General features: G+C 70.9%; 18 protein-coding genes. 4 read left to right on the forward strand and 14 right to left on the reverse strand.

What is annotated here, in order from left to right; genetic code table 11:
* The first annotated feature begins 231 nt into the window (after positions 1–231).
* Positions 232–708 carry a 50S ribosomal protein L19 gene (gene rplS, locus IC605_RS20530; protein WP_216328474.1) on the forward strand — a complete coding sequence of 159 codons (477 nt, stop codon included), beginning with the start codon at positions 232–234 and terminating at the stop codon, positions 706–708.
* 126 nt (positions 709–834) lie between these two features.
* Entirely contained in the window at positions 835–1,662 is an 828-nt protein-coding gene (locus IC605_RS20535; protein WP_216328475.1) for an HAD hydrolase family protein, read from the forward strand.
* Here the strand turns inward: IC605_RS20535 and IC605_RS20540 are convergent.
* Entirely contained in the window at positions 1,657–3,069 is a 1,413-nt protein-coding gene (locus tag IC605_RS20540; protein ID WP_216328476.1) for an ATP-binding cassette domain-containing protein, read from the reverse strand. The genes IC605_RS20535 and IC605_RS20540 overlap by 6 nt on opposite strands.
* Before the next feature lie 68 nt (positions 3,070–3,137).
* On the opposite strand from IC605_RS20540, the gene IC605_RS20545 reads away from it, so the two are divergent.
* Both IC605_RS20545 and IC605_RS20550 read left to right on the forward strand, forming a co-directional pair.
* Positions 3,138–4,124: an SPFH domain-containing protein gene (locus IC605_RS20545; RefSeq protein ID WP_246581116.1), complete on the forward strand. Its 987-nt coding sequence runs from the start codon at positions 3,138–3,140 to the stop codon at positions 4,122–4,124.
* Between the two features lie 2 nt (positions 4,125–4,126).
* Positions 4,127–4,597 (forward strand): NfeD family protein, encoded by a 471-nt coding sequence (locus tag IC605_RS20550; RefSeq protein WP_216328477.1) that lies wholly within the window; start codon positions 4,127–4,129, stop codon positions 4,595–4,597.
* An 82-nt stretch (positions 4,598–4,679) separates the two neighbouring features.
* Here IC605_RS20550 and rpsI read toward each other — a convergent pair whose 3' ends face one another.
* From rpsI to pilM, 13 genes are all read right to left on the reverse strand, one after another.
* Entirely contained in the window at positions 4,680–5,072 is a 393-nt protein-coding gene (rpsI, locus tag IC605_RS20555; protein ID WP_102126873.1) for a 30S ribosomal protein S9, read from the reverse strand.
* A gap of 3 nt (positions 5,073–5,075) precedes the next feature.
* Positions 5,076–5,501, reverse strand: a complete 426-nt coding sequence (gene rplM, locus IC605_RS20560; RefSeq protein WP_216328480.1) for a 50S ribosomal protein L13 — start codon at positions 5,499–5,501, stop codon at positions 5,076–5,078.
* A 128-nt stretch (positions 5,502–5,629) separates the two neighbouring features.
* Entirely contained in the window at positions 5,630–6,208 is a 579-nt protein-coding gene (locus IC605_RS20565; protein WP_216328481.1) for a hypothetical protein, read from the reverse strand.
* A gap of 1 nt (position 6,209) precedes the next feature.
* Entirely contained in the window at positions 6,210–7,028 is an 819-nt protein-coding gene (locus IC605_RS20570) for an alpha/beta hydrolase (protein ID WP_216328483.1), read from the reverse strand.
* Positions 7,025–7,456: a type II 3-dehydroquinate dehydratase gene (gene aroQ, locus IC605_RS20575; RefSeq protein ID WP_216328486.1), complete on the reverse strand. Its 432-nt coding sequence runs from the start codon at positions 7,454–7,456 to the stop codon at positions 7,025–7,027. The genes IC605_RS20570 and aroQ overlap by 4 nt, the downstream gene beginning before the upstream one ends.
* Before the next feature lie 99 nt (positions 7,457–7,555).
* A complete protein-coding gene (aroB, locus tag IC605_RS20580) occupies positions 7,556–8,614 on the reverse strand; it encodes a 3-dehydroquinate synthase (protein WP_343216680.1) in 1,059 nt (352 codons plus the stop codon).
* Positions 8,601–9,323: a shikimate kinase gene (locus IC605_RS20585; RefSeq protein ID WP_425514234.1), complete on the reverse strand. Its 723-nt coding sequence runs from the start codon at positions 9,321–9,323 to the stop codon at positions 8,601–8,603. Before IC605_RS20585 ends, aroB begins: the two co-directional genes overlap by 14 nt.
* Positions 9,324–9,331: 8 nt before the next feature.
* A complete protein-coding gene (gene aroC, locus IC605_RS20590; protein ID WP_216328489.1) occupies positions 9,332–10,480 on the reverse strand; it encodes a chorismate synthase in 1,149 nt (382 codons plus the stop codon).
* A gap of 116 nt (positions 10,481–10,596) precedes the next feature.
* On the reverse strand, positions 10,597–12,639 hold the full coding sequence (locus IC605_RS20595) for a type II secretion system protein GspD (protein ID WP_216328491.1): 2,043 nt from the start codon (positions 12,637–12,639) through the stop codon (positions 10,597–10,599).
* A complete protein-coding gene (locus tag IC605_RS20600) occupies positions 12,636–13,823 on the reverse strand; it encodes a hypothetical protein (protein ID WP_216328493.1) in 1,188 nt (395 codons plus the stop codon). Before IC605_RS20600 ends, IC605_RS20595 begins: the two co-directional genes overlap by 4 nt.
* Positions 13,820–14,461 carry a type IV pilus inner membrane component PilO gene (locus IC605_RS20605; RefSeq protein ID WP_216328495.1) on the reverse strand — a complete coding sequence of 214 codons (642 nt, stop codon included), beginning with the start codon at positions 14,459–14,461 and terminating at the stop codon, positions 13,820–13,822. Before IC605_RS20605 ends, IC605_RS20600 begins: the two co-directional genes overlap by 4 nt.
* Positions 14,451–15,143, reverse strand: a complete 693-nt coding sequence (locus tag IC605_RS25465; RefSeq protein WP_216328497.1) for a fimbrial assembly protein — start codon at positions 15,141–15,143, stop codon at positions 14,451–14,453. Before IC605_RS25465 ends, IC605_RS20605 begins: the two co-directional genes overlap by 11 nt.
* A complete protein-coding gene (gene pilM, locus IC605_RS20615; protein ID WP_216328499.1) occupies positions 15,136–16,326 on the reverse strand; it encodes a type IV pilus assembly protein PilM in 1,191 nt (396 codons plus the stop codon). The genes IC605_RS25465 and pilM overlap by 8 nt, the downstream gene beginning before the upstream one ends.
* Positions 16,327–16,496 lie beyond the last annotated feature (170 nt).

The raw sequence follows: 16,496 nt of genomic DNA on the forward strand, positions 1-16,496 counted from the left end.
AAAGTGTCCCAAACCGGAAAGCGCCAGGAGCGCGGGAAGGCAAGCTCTGCCGTGGGCCGGTGAAGGCGGGATGAAGCGGACGGGACAGGCCCCTTGAGGTCCGGGCGCCGGGGCGGCTATACTTCCCAGGCTCGCCCCGTGCCCGCCGCGCGGGAGCCGCACATCAGGCCAAGAACGTCTCTGCCCGGCTCAGCCGGGAGGTGGGGCGGTCCGCTGGCGAAGGAGTCCAAGATGCAAAGTGCCGTCAAAGTCAACCGTGGCGCGATCCTGCGCGCTGTCGAGCAGCCCCACGTCAAGCAGGGGCACCCCGAGTTTCAGCCGGGGGACACGGTGCGGGTCGAGACCAAGGTGGTCGAGGGCAACCGCACCCGCAACCAGGCCTTCGAGGGCGTGGTCATCGCCGTCAACGGCACGGGCAGCCGCAAGAGCTTCACCGTCCGCAAGATCAGCTTCGGTGAGGGCGTCGAGCGTGTCTTCCCCTTCAGCAGCCCCCTGCTCGCCAAGGTGACCGTACTGGAGCGCGGCAAGGTGCGCCGGGCCAAGCTGTACTACCTGCGCGAGCTGCGCGGCAAGGCCGCCCGCATCAAGAGCGACCGCAGCCGCGTGATGAAAGACGCCGCCCGCGCCAAGGCCAACGCCGCCGCGCCCGCCGTCACGGCCACCGAAGCGGGAAGTGACTTCACGCCCGTCGAGACCCTCGGCGAGTAGGCGCATCCCGCCCCTCTCCGCCCGCCCGCGACGGTGGGCGGTTTTCTTTGGCGTGTGTTTTCCCGACCTGGGCTTTTGCCCGCCCCTCACGTTCCCCCCCGGGGAAGGCTTGCTAGGCTGCCCCGCGTGACCACGCCCCGCCTCCTGCCCGCCGAGTTGCCGCTTCTCCTCGCCTTCGACCTCGACGGCACCCTGATTCCCGACCAGGGCCGCGAGGTGCCGGAGGCGAGCGTGGCGGCCCTGGCGCGGCTGCGGGGGGTGGGCGTGCGGGTGGCGATCATCACGGGCCGCGACACCGCTCCCCGCCCCGTGCGCGAGGCCGTGCGGCCCGACGCCATCGCCTCCAACAACGGCGGCCGCATCGAGGTCGGCGAGGAACTGCGCGCCGAGGCCCGCTTCAACCCCGCCGAGCTGGCGGCGGTGCTCGCCCACGAGCTGGAGGATGCCCGCGTGGTCGTCTTCACGCCGGACACGCTCTACATCGACCTCCCGCCGGGCCGCGAGCCCGAGCCGTGGATGCGGATGCGTTCCTGGCGCCCCCTCGCCGAGGCGCCCACCGACGGCGTGCTCAAGGTCGGCTTCTACCACCCCGGCGTGAGGGACTTCGCCGCCCGTCTGAAAGCCAAGCACCCCGGCCTCGTGCTCACGGGCGCCCAGCCCCCCTATGACCACTTCCTCACCGTCACCCCGGTCGGCGCTCACAAGGGCGCGGCCCTCACCCTGATCGCGGAGGCGCTGGACATTCCCCTGGAACGCACGGTGGCCTTCGGCGACAGCGACAACGACGAGGCGATGCTCGAACTCGCCGGGTACGCGGTGCAGCTCGGCACCCTGCCCCTCCTCGCCCGCCACGCCCACGCGCAGGTGGAGGGACCGGAGGCGTTGGGAGCCTTCCTCGACGCGCTGGCCGATCGGCTGGAGGAGACGTTGGCGCCGCAGACCAGCGGGTTATAGGCGACGGCTAAACACCTCCCGCCCGCCCCCCAGGTGCAGGTGGTGGCTCAGACCCGGCGGCGCGTCCGCAGGGCGGTGAGCGATCACCATGACGTGCGTGCCTTGCCTGGCGAGCCCCGGCAACAGCGCGAGGAAGCGGGCGCGGGCCTCCGTATCCAGAAAGTCCAGCCCCTCGTCGAGCATCAGGAGGCGGGGGGCGTGCGCGACGGCGCGGGCGAGGAGCAGGCGGCGCAATTGCCCCTGAGAAAGGGTCTCGGCGCTGCGGATGAGCAGATCGCTGACGCCGAGGTGCGCGGCCAGCGCCTCGACCCGCCCGGCCCGCTCGGGCGTGAGATCGGGGGCGAACCCCTCCGTGCCGCCCCACGCGCTGCCGATCACGTCCCGCCCCGTCCACTCGCGCCGCTGCCGGATGCCGACCTCGGCACCGACCAGTCCTATCGTGCGCCGCCGTGAGGTCAGCAGGTCACGGGCCAGGTAGGGCCGCTCGACCGTGCCGCCCAGGACCGGGTGGAGTTCCCCGGCGATCAAGCGGGCGAGGGTGCTCTTGCCGCTGCCGTTCTCCCCGGTGACGAGCCAGTGCTGCCCGGCCTCCCACGTCCAGTCCAGCGGGCCGAGGGCGAGGTGGCCGTTGCGGTAGACCCGCGCGTCCCTCACCCGCACGAGGTCGCCGGAGCCGGGGGGGGTGGGGAGGGACACGTCCGCGTCCGCCGCCGCGTGTGGCCCGCCCTCCGCCGTGACCCGCCCCTCCCTCACGTGCAGCGTCCGCCAGGGCAGCGGCGGCGCCTCCTCGGGCCGGTGCGTGGCGAGCACGACGGCGACGCCCGCCCGGTGCACCCTCGCCAGCACGCCGCCCAGCTCCGCCCGCGCCTTCCCGCTCAGCCCGTCGGTGAACTCGTCGAGGAGCACGGCCTCGGGACGCGGCATCAGGGCCCGGGCGAGAACAGCCCGCCGCCGCTGCCCGTGGCTGAGGGTGCGGAAGTCGCGGGCGAGGAGGGGCAGGGTGCCCGTGAGCGACACGACCTCCTCCAGCCGGGCGAGGGCTTCCGGCGTGGCCTCCCACAGCCGCAGCGTGTCCCCCTCGAAGCCCGCCAGCAGCACGTCGCGCACGGTCTGGGCCCACTCGCGCGTGAGGTAGAAGGCCTCGGCGTCCGGCCCGACGACGGAGAGCGTTTGTCGTGCTCGCACCGCCGACCGCTGCACCTCACCCCCCAGTCGGTAGACGCGCCCACCGTCGACCGGGGCGACCTCTCCGGCGAGCAGGCGCAGCAGCGTGGTCTTGCCGCCGCCGTTCGGGCCGCTCAGACGCAGGGCCTCGCCGGGGTGCAGGCAGAGGGTCACTCCTTCGAGCAGCGTTCGCCCGCCCGCCCGCACCGTCACGTTCCTGAGTTCCACCAGCGGCCCCGTCATCGCCGCCGAGTGTAGAGCGGGAACCTGTTTCCCCGCCCCCGCGTAGGGAAGACAGGAGGCCACAACCTATGGGCGTACTCATTCTCGTCAGCGTTCTCGTGCTGCTCGTCATCGTGACCCTGCTCGCGGGCGTCAAAAGCGTGCCGCAGGGCTACGAGTGGACCCAGGAGAGATTTGGCAAGTTCCTGCGCACCCTCAAGCCGGGGCTCAACCTGATCATCCCCTACATCGACCGGGTGGGCCGCAAGGTCAACATGATGGAGCAGGTCCTCGACGTGCCCTCGCAGGAGGTCATCACCAAGGACAACGCCCTCGTCACCGTGGACGCTGTGGTCTTCTATCAGGTCCTCGACGCCGCCAAGGCGAGCTACGAGGTCCGCAACCTCGAGCAGGCGACCCTCAACCTCACCATGACGAACATCCGCACGGTGATGGGCGGCATGGACCTCGACGAACTGCTCTCCAACCGCGACCAGATCAACGCCCGGCTGCTGCTCGTGGTGGACGAGGCGACCGAGCCGTGGGGCGTCAAGGCCACCCGCATCGAGGTCAAGGACATCCGCCCGCCCGCCGATCTGGTCGCCAGCATGGCCCGCCAGATGAAGGCCGAGCGCGAGAAGCGCGCGAACATCCTCGACGCCGAGGGCTTCCGACAGGCCGCCATCCTCAAGGCCGAGGGCGAGAAGCAGGCCGAAATCCTGAACGCCGAGGGGCGCAGGCAGGCCGCCTTCCTGGAGGCGGAGGCGAGAGAGCGCGGCGCCCAGGCCGAGGCCGAGGCGACCCGCCTGGTCAGCGAGGCCATCGCGGCGGGCAACGTGCAGGCGATCAACTACTTCATCGCGCAGCGGTACGTGGACGCGCTGAGGGACATCGCCACCGCCCCCAACCAAAAGACCCTGATCCTGCCCGTCGAGGCCACCAGCATCCTCGGCAGCATCCAGGGCATCGCGGAGGTGGCGCGTGAGGCCTTCGGCTCTGGAACCAGCATGAACACTTCCATGAACAGCCTCGGCAAGATCGAGAGCCCGGTCCTGAGCGGTCCCCGGAGGCCCTGACGGTGGACTGGCTGCCCACCTTCAGTCAGGTGCAGCCCTGGCACTGGTGGGTGCTGGGGGCCCTGCTCCTCCTGCTCGAACTCGCCGCGCCGGGCGTGTTCTTCGTGTGGCTGGCCCTCGCCGCCTTCACGCTGGGCCTCGTCGTCTTCGTGCTCCCGCTGCCCGTGACCGTGCAACTCCTGCTCTTCGCGGCGCTGAGCGTGGCCTCTTTCGTGATCGGGCGCCGCCTCGTGACCCGCCTCCCCGGCAGCGAGGGGGAAGGCACCCTCAACACCGGGGCGACCCGCTTCCTGGGCCGCACGGTCACCGTCACCGCCCCCATCGTGAACGGCGTGGGCCGCGTGCGGGTGGGCGACAGCGAGTGGCGCGCGACCGGGCCCGACCTCCCCGCCGGGAGCCGCGTGCTGGTGGTCGGGGCCGAGGGCACGACCTTGCAGGTGGACGTGGAGCACAGGACGTTGGAGAGGACCTAGGGCAGTCTGGCCTTCCACAACCCACCCCCCAAACAAGAAGCCCCCTCCAACCTGGAAGGGGGCTTTTCTGTGCCGCGTTCGCTCAGCGCTTGCTGAACTGGGGTGCGCGGCGGGCCTTCTTGAGGCCGTACTTCTTGCGTTCGACCTCGCGGGGGTCACGGGTGAGCAGACCCCGGGGCTTGAGCTGGGCGCGGAAGTCGGGGTTGACCTTGAGCAGCGCGCGGGCGATCCCGAGCTTGATGGCGTCGGCCTGACCGCTGGGGCCGCCGCCCGCCACGGTGATCACGGCGTCGTAGCGCCCCGCCGTACCCGTCTCGCGGAAGCCCTGGAGGGCGTGGACGGCGCGCAAGAGGCCCCGGAAGTAGGTCTGGAACTCCTTGCCGTTGACGATGATGCGGCCCTCGCCGGGGCGCAGGAACACGCGGGCGACGGCGGCCTTGCGGCGGCCCGTGCCGTAGAACTGTTCAATAGCCATGATTTAGCGAACCTCAAGCCGCTGGGGCTTCTGAGCGATGTGGGGGTGCGTCTCGCCCGCGTAGACCTTCAAGCGGCCGTGCATCGCGCGTCCCTGGCGGCCCTTGGGCAGCATCCCGAAGACGGCGTGCTCAATCACGCGCTCAGGGTGCTTTTGCAAGGCCACGCGGGCCGTCTCGGTCTTGAGGCCGCCCTGATAGCCGCTGTAACGGGTGTACACCTTGGTGTCCAGCTTGCCGCCGGTCAGCACGACCTGGGCGGCATTGACCACGACCACGAAGTCGCCCTGGATGATGTTGGGCGTAAAGTCGGGGCGGTGCTTGCCGCGAATGCGGCTGGCGATCAGGGTCGCCAGGCGGCCCAGCGGCACGTTCGCCGCGTCCACCACGACCCAGTTCTGCTCGTCGTTTTTGGGTACGAAAGTCTTCACGTCTTGCCTCGTGGGGGGAATTTGGCTGCGAGTGCGCCCCGCACCTCGGGGGAAAGGTCTGCGTGCGCCTCCGGGAGCCTCCCGAACGTTTCGGCTCTACCAAGCGCGAAACACCGCCAGCGAGTGTATCAGGGCAGGGGGGAGGGGGGCAAGGGCAGCGAGAGTGGAGTCTGTGCCTCAAGCTGGCGCCGAACGAGGTCCCAGTTGTTCTCGAAGACCTCCATCTGCGAGGCGTTCAGGCGCGCGTCAAAAGCGGCGGGGTTGCGAGGACGACACCAAGGTTCCTTGCGTCCCTCCATGTAGGACCGATACGCCGGGGCCATGATGTTCTGCACTTCCCGTTGAGTGAGGACGAAGAAGCGATCTTTCGCGCGTTCCTCTGCTCTCAAGGCGTTTTTGTCTGCGATAGCTACGAACACGTAGATCAAGTTTGGGTGGTCGAGCTTCCGGTCGCCGTGGTCCACCTGCCTGTTACCAATAACTTCCAGATTGACCCAGTTGTTCGCAGGAGACAGCCATTGTGGCCCCCGCGCCGCCTTGACCTGAATGGGAATGGAATGGCACCGCTCGTCTGCCACCAGCAGGTCAAATGCGGGCACGTTCCCTGCGAAAGGCGTGGCGACCACATCCAGTTGTCTCCCAAGCTCGGCGCAAACCAGAAACTCGCCGATCTGCCCCGTCAATTTGCTGCTCAGTCCACTCGCCATTTCACCCTCCTCCCAGCAAAAACTCCAGCGCCCCCGGCAGCCTCCGCGCCCACGCGCGCTCGTGGTGGATGCCCTCCGGCTCGGCCACGAAGCGCAGGCGCCCGCCTATGCCCCGTTCGAGCAAGAGGTCGCGCATGGCGTGGGCGTCGTCCCAGTAGGCCCGCTGCCGCTCCGGGTGGTCGTGGCTCTCCTGGCCTCCGATGTCGAGCCAGAGGCGGCCTGTGGGGGTGGGGCTGCGCCGGACTCGGGTGAAGGCCTCGTTCGGGCAGGCGAAGAAGGCGGGGCTCATCACCCCCGCGCCGCCGAACACGTCGGGCCGGGTCAGCAGGCCGTGGAGGCTGATCAGCCCGCCCATGCTGGAGCCGATCAGGGAGGTGTGCCCGGCGTCCGTCAGGGTGCGCAGGCTGCCGTCTACCAGCGGTTTCACCGTATCCGTCAGGAAGGCGATGGAGGCGTCCGCGCCGCCCCCGCCCTCCTCCGGCCACTCGGGATTGACGGACGTGCTGTACTCGTGAAATCGTCGCTCGCCGCCGTGGGGAAGGCCGACGGCAAGGGCCTCCACCCCCCGGGCCGCCAACGCGGTCAACGTCTCGTCCGCCTCCCACTCGGCGCCGAAGGGATTCGTGGCCGCGTCAAAGACGTTCTGCCCGTCGTGGAAGTAGACGACCGGGTAACGGCGTTCCGGCTCCTGATCGTAGGACGGGGGCAGCCACGCGAGGAGGGTGCGCGGGGCGTGGTTCGCGTCGCCCACGCCTTCCCACTGAAGGAGGGTGCCGGTCACCGTGCTCTCAGGCCGGGCCTCGTAGGGCCGCCAGCTCAAGACCCGCTCTCCGTCAGGGCCTCCATCGCCAGGCGGTAGCCCAGGAAACCCAGGCCGCTGATCTTGCCCCGGCAGACGGGCGCGGTGACCGACGTGTGCCGGAATTCCTCCCGCGCGTCCACGTTGCTGATGTGGACCTCGACGGCAGGCAGGGGCTGCGAGGCGATGGCGTCCCGCAGCGCGTAGGAATAGTGGGTGAGGGCGCCGGGATTGATCACGATGCCGGTGAAGCCCTGCTCCTGCGCCTCGTGGACCCATTCGAGAAGCTGGCCCTCGAAGTTGCTCTGGCGGCAGGTCACGGTGACGCCGAGTTCGGCGCCCCATCCTTCGCACAGGCGCTCCAGGTCTTCGAGGGTCTGCGAGCCGTACACGCCCGGCTCCCGCAGGCCGAGGCGGTTGAGGTTGGGGCCGTTGAGGACGAGGATCAAGGGGGGCACCTCTGCTTTGCAGTTCTGCGAGTCCGGTGTAGGTCGTGTGGCCTGTCGCCTGTCGAAAAGCGACGGCCTGGACTTTTCTGTCCCTACAGGCTACACGCCACGGGCCAGGGGCCCCTCAACCTCTTCCCTCCACCCCGCGAACTCCCGCCGCAACACGTCCTCCGGTACCCGCGCCAGGTAGGGCTGGGCCAGATCATGCAGCAGCACGAAGCGCACCCCCTCGGCGTCGGCCTTCTTGTCGCGCGCCATGTAGGGCCACACGTCGTCGAAGGTCAGCGGGGGAAGGGGCTGGGGCCGCTGCCACCGCAGGAAGGCGAGGGTGGGCCCGGTCAGGTCCGCCCCGCCGAGTGCGCGCGCGAGGCGGGCGGCGTAGTGCATCCCGTACCCCACCGCCTCGCCGTGCGTCACCGCGTGGTCGGTGACGGCCTCCAGCGCGTGCGCGAGCGTGTGCCCGAAGTTCAGGAAGGCCCGCTCGCCCCTCTCTGCCAGGTCGCGGGTGACGACTCCGGCCTTCACGGCGATGGCGTCGGCGAGAGTGTCTTCCAGACCGGGCCCGCCGGGGCGGAAGTCGGGGGACAGGACGCGGGGCAGCAGCGAGGGGTCGGCGATCAGGCCGTGTTTGTACGCCTCCGCCGCGCCCTCCGCGAAGACGGCGGGGGGCAGGCTGGCGAGCGCGCCTACGTCGCACCACACCGCGCGGGGGGGCCAGAAGGCGCCCACCAGATTCTTGCCCTCGGGGAGGTTCACGCCCGTCTTGCCCCCCACCGCCGCGTCCACCATGCCGAGCAGGGTGGTGGGCAGGGTGTAGAAGGCGACGCCCCGCAGGTAGCTCGCCGCCACGAAGCCCGCGAGATCGGTCGCCGCGCCGCCGCCCAGCCCCACGACCGCCCCGTCGCGCGGGAGGTTGGCCTGGGCCAATGTTGAAAGCACCCCCGAGAAGACCTCCAGCGTCTTGCAGTCGTCGCGGGCGGGGACGGGGACGGTCACGGTCGGGGAGAAGGCCACCTGTGCCGCCTCCACGAACTGTCCGGGCAGGTCCACCGGGTGGATAAGCGCGACGTGCCGCTCGGGAATGTGGGCCCGGGAGATCAGCCCCGCGCCGACCTCCACCGCGTAGGGCCGGTCGCCCCCGACCTCAATCCGTCGCACGCTCGGCCCCGACGAGTTCCGCCTCCACATCGGCCTCGGCCCAGTCCCACAGCCGCTCCACGATCTCGGCGGCGATCTCCTCGGCGGGGCGCCCGTCGCTGTGGACATGGAGGGTGCCCTGACGGTAATGCTCCTCGCGCTCGGTCATCAGCGTGCGGATGCGTGAGAGGGGATCGAGCGTCTGGAGGAGGGGGCGGTCGCTGTGTTTCGTCCGCTGGTAGACCGTCTCGGGGCTCGCCCACAGCACGACGACCGGCCCGCGCTCCAGCAGGGTGCGGCGGTTGGCCTCATGGATGAAGGTGCCGCCCCCCAGGCTCACGACCGCGTGGTCGAGGCGGGTGACGCGGTGGACGACCTCCTGCTCGCAGGCGCGGAAGTAGCCTTCGCCCTCCTGCGCGAAGACCTCGGGGATCGTCTTGCCGACCACGCGGGTGATCAGCTTGTCGGTGTCCACGAAGTGCAGGGCGAGCATCCGCGAGAGTTCCCAGCCCACCCGGCTTTTCCCGGTGCCCATAAAGCCCGCCAGCGCCACCCACGTGACGGGGCGCTCGATCAGGCCGGACCCGTGCATGGGGGACAGTCTAGTGGAAAGCCCGTCCGTGAGCGTGACCGCCACACCCTGCCCGCCCGCCACACCCTCGGGAACGTCCGGTGAGGCGAGGTACGCCGTGAGCCCGGCCTCCACCCGCTCCGCCAGAGGCGACGACACCGGGCTCCTCAGTAGGTCCGCGCGTAGGCCCGCGCCGCCTGCACGCGCTCCTGAAGTTCCGGCAGGGTGTCGCCCCCGAACTTCTCCAGCAGCGCGCCCGCCAGCACCCAGCCGATCACGCACTGGAGGATCACCCCGGCGGCGGGCACGGCGGTCGTGTCGCTGCGTTCGCGCGCCGCGTCCGACGCCTCGTGCGTGACGACATTCACCGTCGGCAGCGGCTTCATCAGCGTGGCGATGGGCTTCATGGCGACCCGGACGATGAGTTCCTCGCCGTTCGTCATGCCCGCCTCCAGACCGCCCGCCGCGTTCGTCTCGCGGGCGTACCCCCCCTCCCCGTAGTACACCGCGTCGTGCACGCCGCTACCGGGCTTGACCGCGTTCTCGAAGGCCCGCCCGATCTCCACGCCCTTCATCGCCTGCACGCTGAGGCATGCCTGCGCGACCTTGCCGTCGAGCTTGCGGTCCCAGTGGACGTAGGACCCCAGGCCCACTGGCAGGCCCCGGAACCGCACCTCCAGGATGCCGCCGAGGGTGTCGCCGTCCTTCTTGGCCTGGTCGATCCGTTCGCGCATCATGACCGCCGCGTCCGCGTCCGGGGTGCGCAGGTCGGATTCCTCGATGGTCTCCAGCGCGTCCCAGGAGAAGGGCTGCCGGGTCTCGATCCCGCCGAGGCTCGCCACATAGTTCGCCCCCTCGACGCCGAGTTCGGAGAGGAGCTTGAGGGCCACCGACCCGACCGCCACGCGCGCCGCCGTCTCGCGCGCCGAGGCCCGTTCCAGCACGTCGCGCAGGTCCTTGTGGCGGTACTTGATGCCGCCCGTGAGGTCGGCGTGGCCGGGGCGGGCGTCGGTGAGGGCCTTTTTGCGGGGCTCTCCGCCGGGCTCGGGGGACATGATCTCGGTCCAGTTGCGGTGGTCGCGGTTCTCGATGGCGAGGGTGACGGGCGCCCCCGTGGTGCGGCCCGCACGCACGCCGCTGAGGATCTGGGCCTCGTCGGTCTCGATCACCATGCGGCGGCCCCGCCCGTAGCCGCCCTGCCGACGGCGCAGCCAGGGGTCGATGTCACCCTTGCCCAGCGGCAGGTGCGAGGGCAGCCCCTCGATGATGGCCGTCAGTTGCGGCCCGTGCGACTCCCCGGCGGTCAGGTACCTCATGCGGGGACTGTAGCGTCGGGGGCGGCAACGGCTGGGGGGGCTGCCCAGACGGCGGCGGGGGAGGGGAGACGGGCGGCCCCCCAGGTGGAGAGCCGCCCGCCTGAGTCTGCCCGAGGTTACTTGACGATGCTGCCGGTGATGACGACGAGGAGCTGCGTGGCCTTTTTCGTCGTGGTCTGCTTGCCGAACAGGCCGCCGATGACGGGCAGGCTCGACAGGAAGGGCGTGCCCCCCTTGCCGCTCGTCTCGGTGTTGCCGAGCAGGCCGCTCAGCAGCACGGTCTGGCCGTTCTTGAAGGTGATGATGGTCTGGGCCTCGCTGTTGGCGAAGTCGAGGACGTTGGGCACGGAGGTCGGCGTGATGGTGGACTTAGGCGTGTTGACCTGTCCGCGCACGCGCAGGGTGATCGTGCCGTCGGGGGCGACCTGCGGGTCGAAGAAGTCGAGGTTGACGCCGTAGTCGATCTGCTTCTGGATGGGGGGCACGTTCGCCGCGCCTGAGGGGATGTTGAGTTCCAGCCGTCCGCCAGACTTGATGGTGGCTGCCGCGCCGTTCGACGAGTTCTGCGTGCTGCCGCTTCCGCCCAGCGACCGCTGCCCGCTCTGCATGGTGATGCTGCCGTCGTAGACCTGCTTGCTCAGGCCCTGGTTCTCCTGGGCCTTGAGGGTCGGGAAGACGTTGAACCCCATCAGGCTCTGGGTGGGATCGAAGGCGGCGCCGAGCCCGCCCCCCCCCAGCGTGACGTTGAAGCCCCCGAAGCCCACCTTCCAGTCCACGCCCAGGCTGCGGCTCGCGTCCTCGGTGACCTCCTGAATTCGCACCTGCACGTTGATCTGCGGCACGACCTGATCGAGCTGCGGGATAAGTTCGGCGATCTGCGCCACCTGCTCCGCAGTGCCACGCACGATGAGGATATTACTGCGTTTGTCGGCAACGAAGACGGGGTTTATGCTATTTGCTGCCGCACTCTTATCTGATGGGCTTTGAGCGGTCGTAGATGCCGTGGGCGTTATCCCTGTAATAGCGCCCGGTTGTCCAGGTAGAGCGTAGGTAGTGCTGTCATACGTCTGACCGAGAGCCGTGTTAATTGCAGAAGAGGTAGTGGCTGTGGTTGCAGCCCTGCCCTCCAGCGTCGCCTTGACCTCCTCGGCGCTCGCGTTCACGAGCTGGAAGACGCGCTGGACCGTCTGCGGCCCGGCCTGGGGGGGCGGCGCCGCGCGGTCCACCTGGGCGAGCAGGGCGAGGGCCGCGTCGAGCTGGCCCGTCTGCCCCGTGATCACGAGTTGCCCGGTCTGCCCGACCGGCGTGACCTTGAGGGCGGGGTACTGCGCGCCGAGGAGCGCGGTGATGTCGGCCTGCTGGCCCTTGACACTGTAGACGCGCTGCACGTCGGGCGTGGGGGCGGCGGGCGCCGGGGCCGGGGCGGTGCGGACCGCCGGGGGCTGCACGGCGACGATCTCGTCCAGCAGCCGCTGAACCTGCGCCACCTCCTGATTCGTGCCCCGGATGATCACGCTGTTGGAGGCGGGCTCCGCGATGATGCGCATGGTGGGCGAGTCGAGCACGACTTCCTCGCGGGTGGTCTCGGTGGTGCTGCTGCTGGCCCCCTGGGCCGAAGCGGCGTTGCCCTGACTGTTGCTCACGGTCTTCAGCGTGCCGAAGGACAGCTTGAGCTGCCGTTCGACCAGCGGGGCACTGAGGGTGCCCGGCAGCTTGACGATTCGCTGAACGGGCTTGGCGCTCACCCGCAAGACGGGCTTGCCGCCGACCCTCAGGGTCTCGTAGCTCAGGCCGTAGAGGTCGAGCACGAGCGGCCAGACCTCGTTGAAGGGCTTTTGCACGAAGGAGTAGGACACCTGCGCGGGGCTGGCGGGGGCGGCGCCCTGGGAGCCGGGCACGTCGCCGCTGCCCTCTCCCCGCAGGACCGCGTTCACGCCGGGTTCGAGGAGGATCTCGTAGCCCGCGCTCATCGCCAGGGCCAGCAGCCGGGAGGTCATGTCGCTGCCGGGACCGGGCAGGGCGAAGGTCACGCTGGCGCCCGAGAGCTGCCGGTCGGCGAGGACGGAGACGGGGGTCGGCGCCGCCGGGGCGGGAGCGGGGGGCGTCTGCGCGGCGGCCATGCCGAGCGCGGCGGTCAGCAGGAGGGCGTATCTCTTCATGGCTCACCTTGGGTCGAGTGCGAGTTGCCGAGTTCGAGGAGCACGGTTTCCGTGCCGAGCACGAGGGTGGCCCCGGTGGCGGTCACGTCCCGGACCACCACGTCCGAGTCGGGCAGGGGTTGCCCCGCCGACACGACCAGGAAGCCGCCTTTCGAGCGCAGGATCGCGGTGTTCACCGGGCCGAGGACCCCGGCGTCGAAAGCGAGTTCACGCCGCCGCACGAGGTCGTCGAGCGGGCTCACGGGAGCGGCCGTGGCCGCCGCGTCCGTGCCGAGCTGCGTGATGGGCTGCGGCAGCTCGGGGGTGGGCAGGGGCGTGGCGGGGGCCGCTCCCGTGCCCGCCGCCGGGGCCGTGCCGCGCGGGGAACGTTGGCCGAGCAGCGCCGTCAGGTCGGGGGACCCGCCGGGCACGCGGACGCCCGCGACGGGGGGCCGAACCGGGGGGACCGGGGCGGTGGGTGCGGTCTCACGGCCCCCACTCGGCGGGGTCAGCGTGACGACGCCCGCAGGAGGGGCCGTGGGCACGGGGAACGCGCCGCCGCTCACCGGGGCGGAGGCCACCGCGACGGGGGTGGCCGCGCGCGGCAGGGGCGGGATGACGACGGGCTCGGCGGCGGGCGCCACATCGTCCTCCCCGGAGGGCACGCTCTCCAGCTCCAGGCGCCCCGGGGCCGCGAGGGTGGAGGGCGCGACCGCCGTCGGGGTCACGGTGACCGGTGAGGCCGTCACCGGGGCCGCCGTCACCGGCGAGGGGGCCGCGCCGCTGGCGCCCGCCGGGTCCTGCACGAGTTCGAGCGGCCGGAAGGGGTTGCCCGTCGGCAGGGCGGCCAGGGGGGTGTCGGGGTTGATGCCGCCGGGGGGGGGCGTGGGCTCGGGCTCCGGGCGGGCGGCCGGGGCGGGGTCGGCCCCGAAGGCCGGGATGGAGGGCACCTCCACCTGCCCGCCCTGCTGCACGCGCAGGCCCGCGTCGGGGGTCGACCCCTGGCCGTCTGCCGTTCCGGGGACCGGGGAGCCGGCCGGGTCGCCGCCGGGCGGGGTCTGGGCGAGGGCCTGCTCCTGCGAGCGGCCGCTCAGCCACAGGTACCCGCCGCCGATCAGGGCGACGAGCAGCAGCAGCACGAGCAGCACCTTCATCTCGCGCGAGAGTTTGAGGTTCGGGGAGGCGAGGGACACGGGGCTCTTCACTGGGTTCCCCCCTGGGCGGGCGGGGCGGCGGGAGCGGCGTCGGGGGCCTGGGGGGCCGCGCCCGCCCCCGCGCCCGCCTGGGTCTGGTCGAAGGTGTACACGGTCAGGCCGAGCGTGCCCTCAAGCTGGGGATCGAGGGCGTCCGCCTGGGGCAGTTGCAGGCCGAGGGCGCCCACGGTCGTGAAGCGGTTTTGCGTCTCCAGCGACCGCAGGGCCCGGAAGACCTCGGCGAAGCGCCCGCGCACGCTCAGGCTCAGGTTGATGGGGCGCACCCCGCCCGGCAGCCCCGCGACGTCGCCGCTCTGCACGGTGAAGGTCGTGAGGTCCGCGCCCGCCGCCGTGACGTTGCGCCGCACCTCGTCGAGCACGGTGCCGAACTGGGCGGTGGCGGGCAGGGCGCGCAGGAACTGGTCTTGTTCCACCTCAAGCCGCGCGACCGTCTGGCGCAGCTCGGGCAGGGCCCGCTGGGCGGCCCGGTACCCCTCAGCCCGGCTGCGGGTGAGCTCCAGGTCGCCGCGCAGCAGCGTGATCTCCTGCTGGCGCGGCCCGAAGCGCAGGAAGTACCACATCATCGCCGCCAGCACGCACGCGGCGAGAACGATCAGGAAGACCCAGCGCGGCGCGAGCTTAACGGACATCGTCGCCTCCAGCCGCGCTCCCGGTGGAGGCCGGGGTGGGGGTGCCCTCCGCCGGGGTCCCGGCCGGGGCGTCCGTCGGGGCCGCCTTCCCGACCAGTCCCACCGAGGCCGCGAAGGTGTAGCGGCCCGTCTCGCCCTCCTGGCCCAGGCTGCGGAAATTGACCGCGAAGTTCGGGTCGTTCTCGTAGACGTTCAAGAAGTTCACCACCGCCTGCTGGCTGCGCGCGGTGCCCGAGAGGTCGATCTCGCGCACCACGTTCTTGCCCAGGTACACGCCCCCCTGTTGCAGGGTGCTCAGCGTGCCCGCGTCGAGGGGCTTGACGTTCATCGAGGTCAGCGCCACCCCGCCGCCCGCCGGAAGCTGCGCGGAGAAGGCCGCCACGTCGTTCGTCCAGTACGTCTTGCCGTCCCGCAGCCTCCCGGCCACCGCCGTGACCTCCTCCAGCGTGCGCTGGGTGGCCGTCAGGCGGTCGTATTCGCTCTTGGTGGCGGCCAGGGCGGCGATCTCCCCGTTCAGGCGGTCCTGCTCGGCGCGCAGGGCCCCGAGCTGACGGCCCACGAGCAGCTCGGGGACGAACAGCGCGAGGATCGTCACGGGCGGCAGAACGAAGGCCGCGTACTTCCAGACGTTCGGCTCGCTGCGTTTGCGCTCCTGTGGGGGAAGGAGGTTGAGTTCAACCACGGCCCGGCACCCCCCTCAGCGCGAGGCCCAGCGGCACGGTGAATTCCGCCGCGTGGGTCTGGAGGTAGCCGCCGTCCACGTTCGCCCCGTCGGTCTGCACCCCGAGCCACGGGCTGGCGACCTCCACCCGGAAGCCCAGCGCGTCCCCGATGGCGGCGGCGAGCCCGCGCAGCTTGGCGCCGCCCCCGGCGAGAAGGGTCCGGTCGATCACCACGTCGCCCGACTGCACCCGGTAGAACTCCAGCGAGCGCCGGATCTCGGTGATCAGGTCGCCCAGCACCGGGCGCACGACCTCGAAGACGCGGGCCGGGGAGTACTGCTCGCGGGCGAGGTCGAAGTTCAGCAGGTCCTCCTCGTCCTCGGTGGGGGTGGTGGCGGTCGCGTAGCCGAGCTTGACCTCCTCGGCGGCGCCGAAGTCGAGGTCGAAGGCCTTTTGCAGGGCGGTCGTGAAGTCGTCCGCCGACACGCCGATGTTGCGCGCCATGAGCACCCGCTCGCCGCGCACGAGGCTGATCACCGAGCTGCTCGCGCCGATCTCCAGCACCAGCCCCACCTCACCGCTGGGACCCGCCCCGGCGACCGTCGTGCCGTCGAGGGTGCTCGCCGCCGCCGGGGACTCGCCGAGCAGGTTCCCGCGCAGCGCCCGCAGGGCCGCGAAGCTCTTGAGGTCTACCACCGTGGGCTCCAGCCCCGCCAGGCGCAGCACCTCGATCTGCCGGGTGATCGCCTCGCTGGGTGCCGCCGCGATCACGACCTCCATCTGTCCGTCCTCGGGGATGGTCGCCGGGTCGTCGAGAAGGTCGAAATCGAGGCTCACCTCGTCGATGGGGTAGGGGATGTAACGCTCGGCCTCCCACTTGATGGCCTCCTGGAGGTCCTTGCGGTCCATGCGGGGCACCATGATGTTGCGGGTGACGACCGACTGGTTGGGCACGGCCGTCACCGCGTGGCGCGCCGTGATGCGGTGTTCGGCGAGCAGGGCCCTCAGTTCACCCGCGACCGCCTGCGGCTCCACGACCAGCCCGTCGCGCATGGACCCAATGGGCGTCGGCACCATCACCGCGTGCGAGAGCACCGGCGGTGAGCCCGGGCGCAGGGCCACCACTTTGATGGCGCTCGTGCCGATCTCCACCCCGATGGCCGCCGGGCGCGGGTTGAGTAGACGTTGTAAAAGGCTCGACATTCTCCCTCCAGGGTTTTGGCTGGCTTTAACGTGTCCTCATGCTCGGGTGGGTCCTCGTAGGTTCGGGGGGGGCCGGAACGGACAGAGGCGGGGGTGCATCAACGGCTCATGCAACCACCCGCCCACTTACGGAACTCTGACAGTTTTCAGGACCCGTCCCAGTTTTTCGC

Source organism: Deinococcus aestuarii (assembly GCF_018863415.1).
GTDB lineage: Bacteria > Deinococcota > Deinococci > Deinococcales > Deinococcaceae > Deinococcus > Deinococcus aestuarii.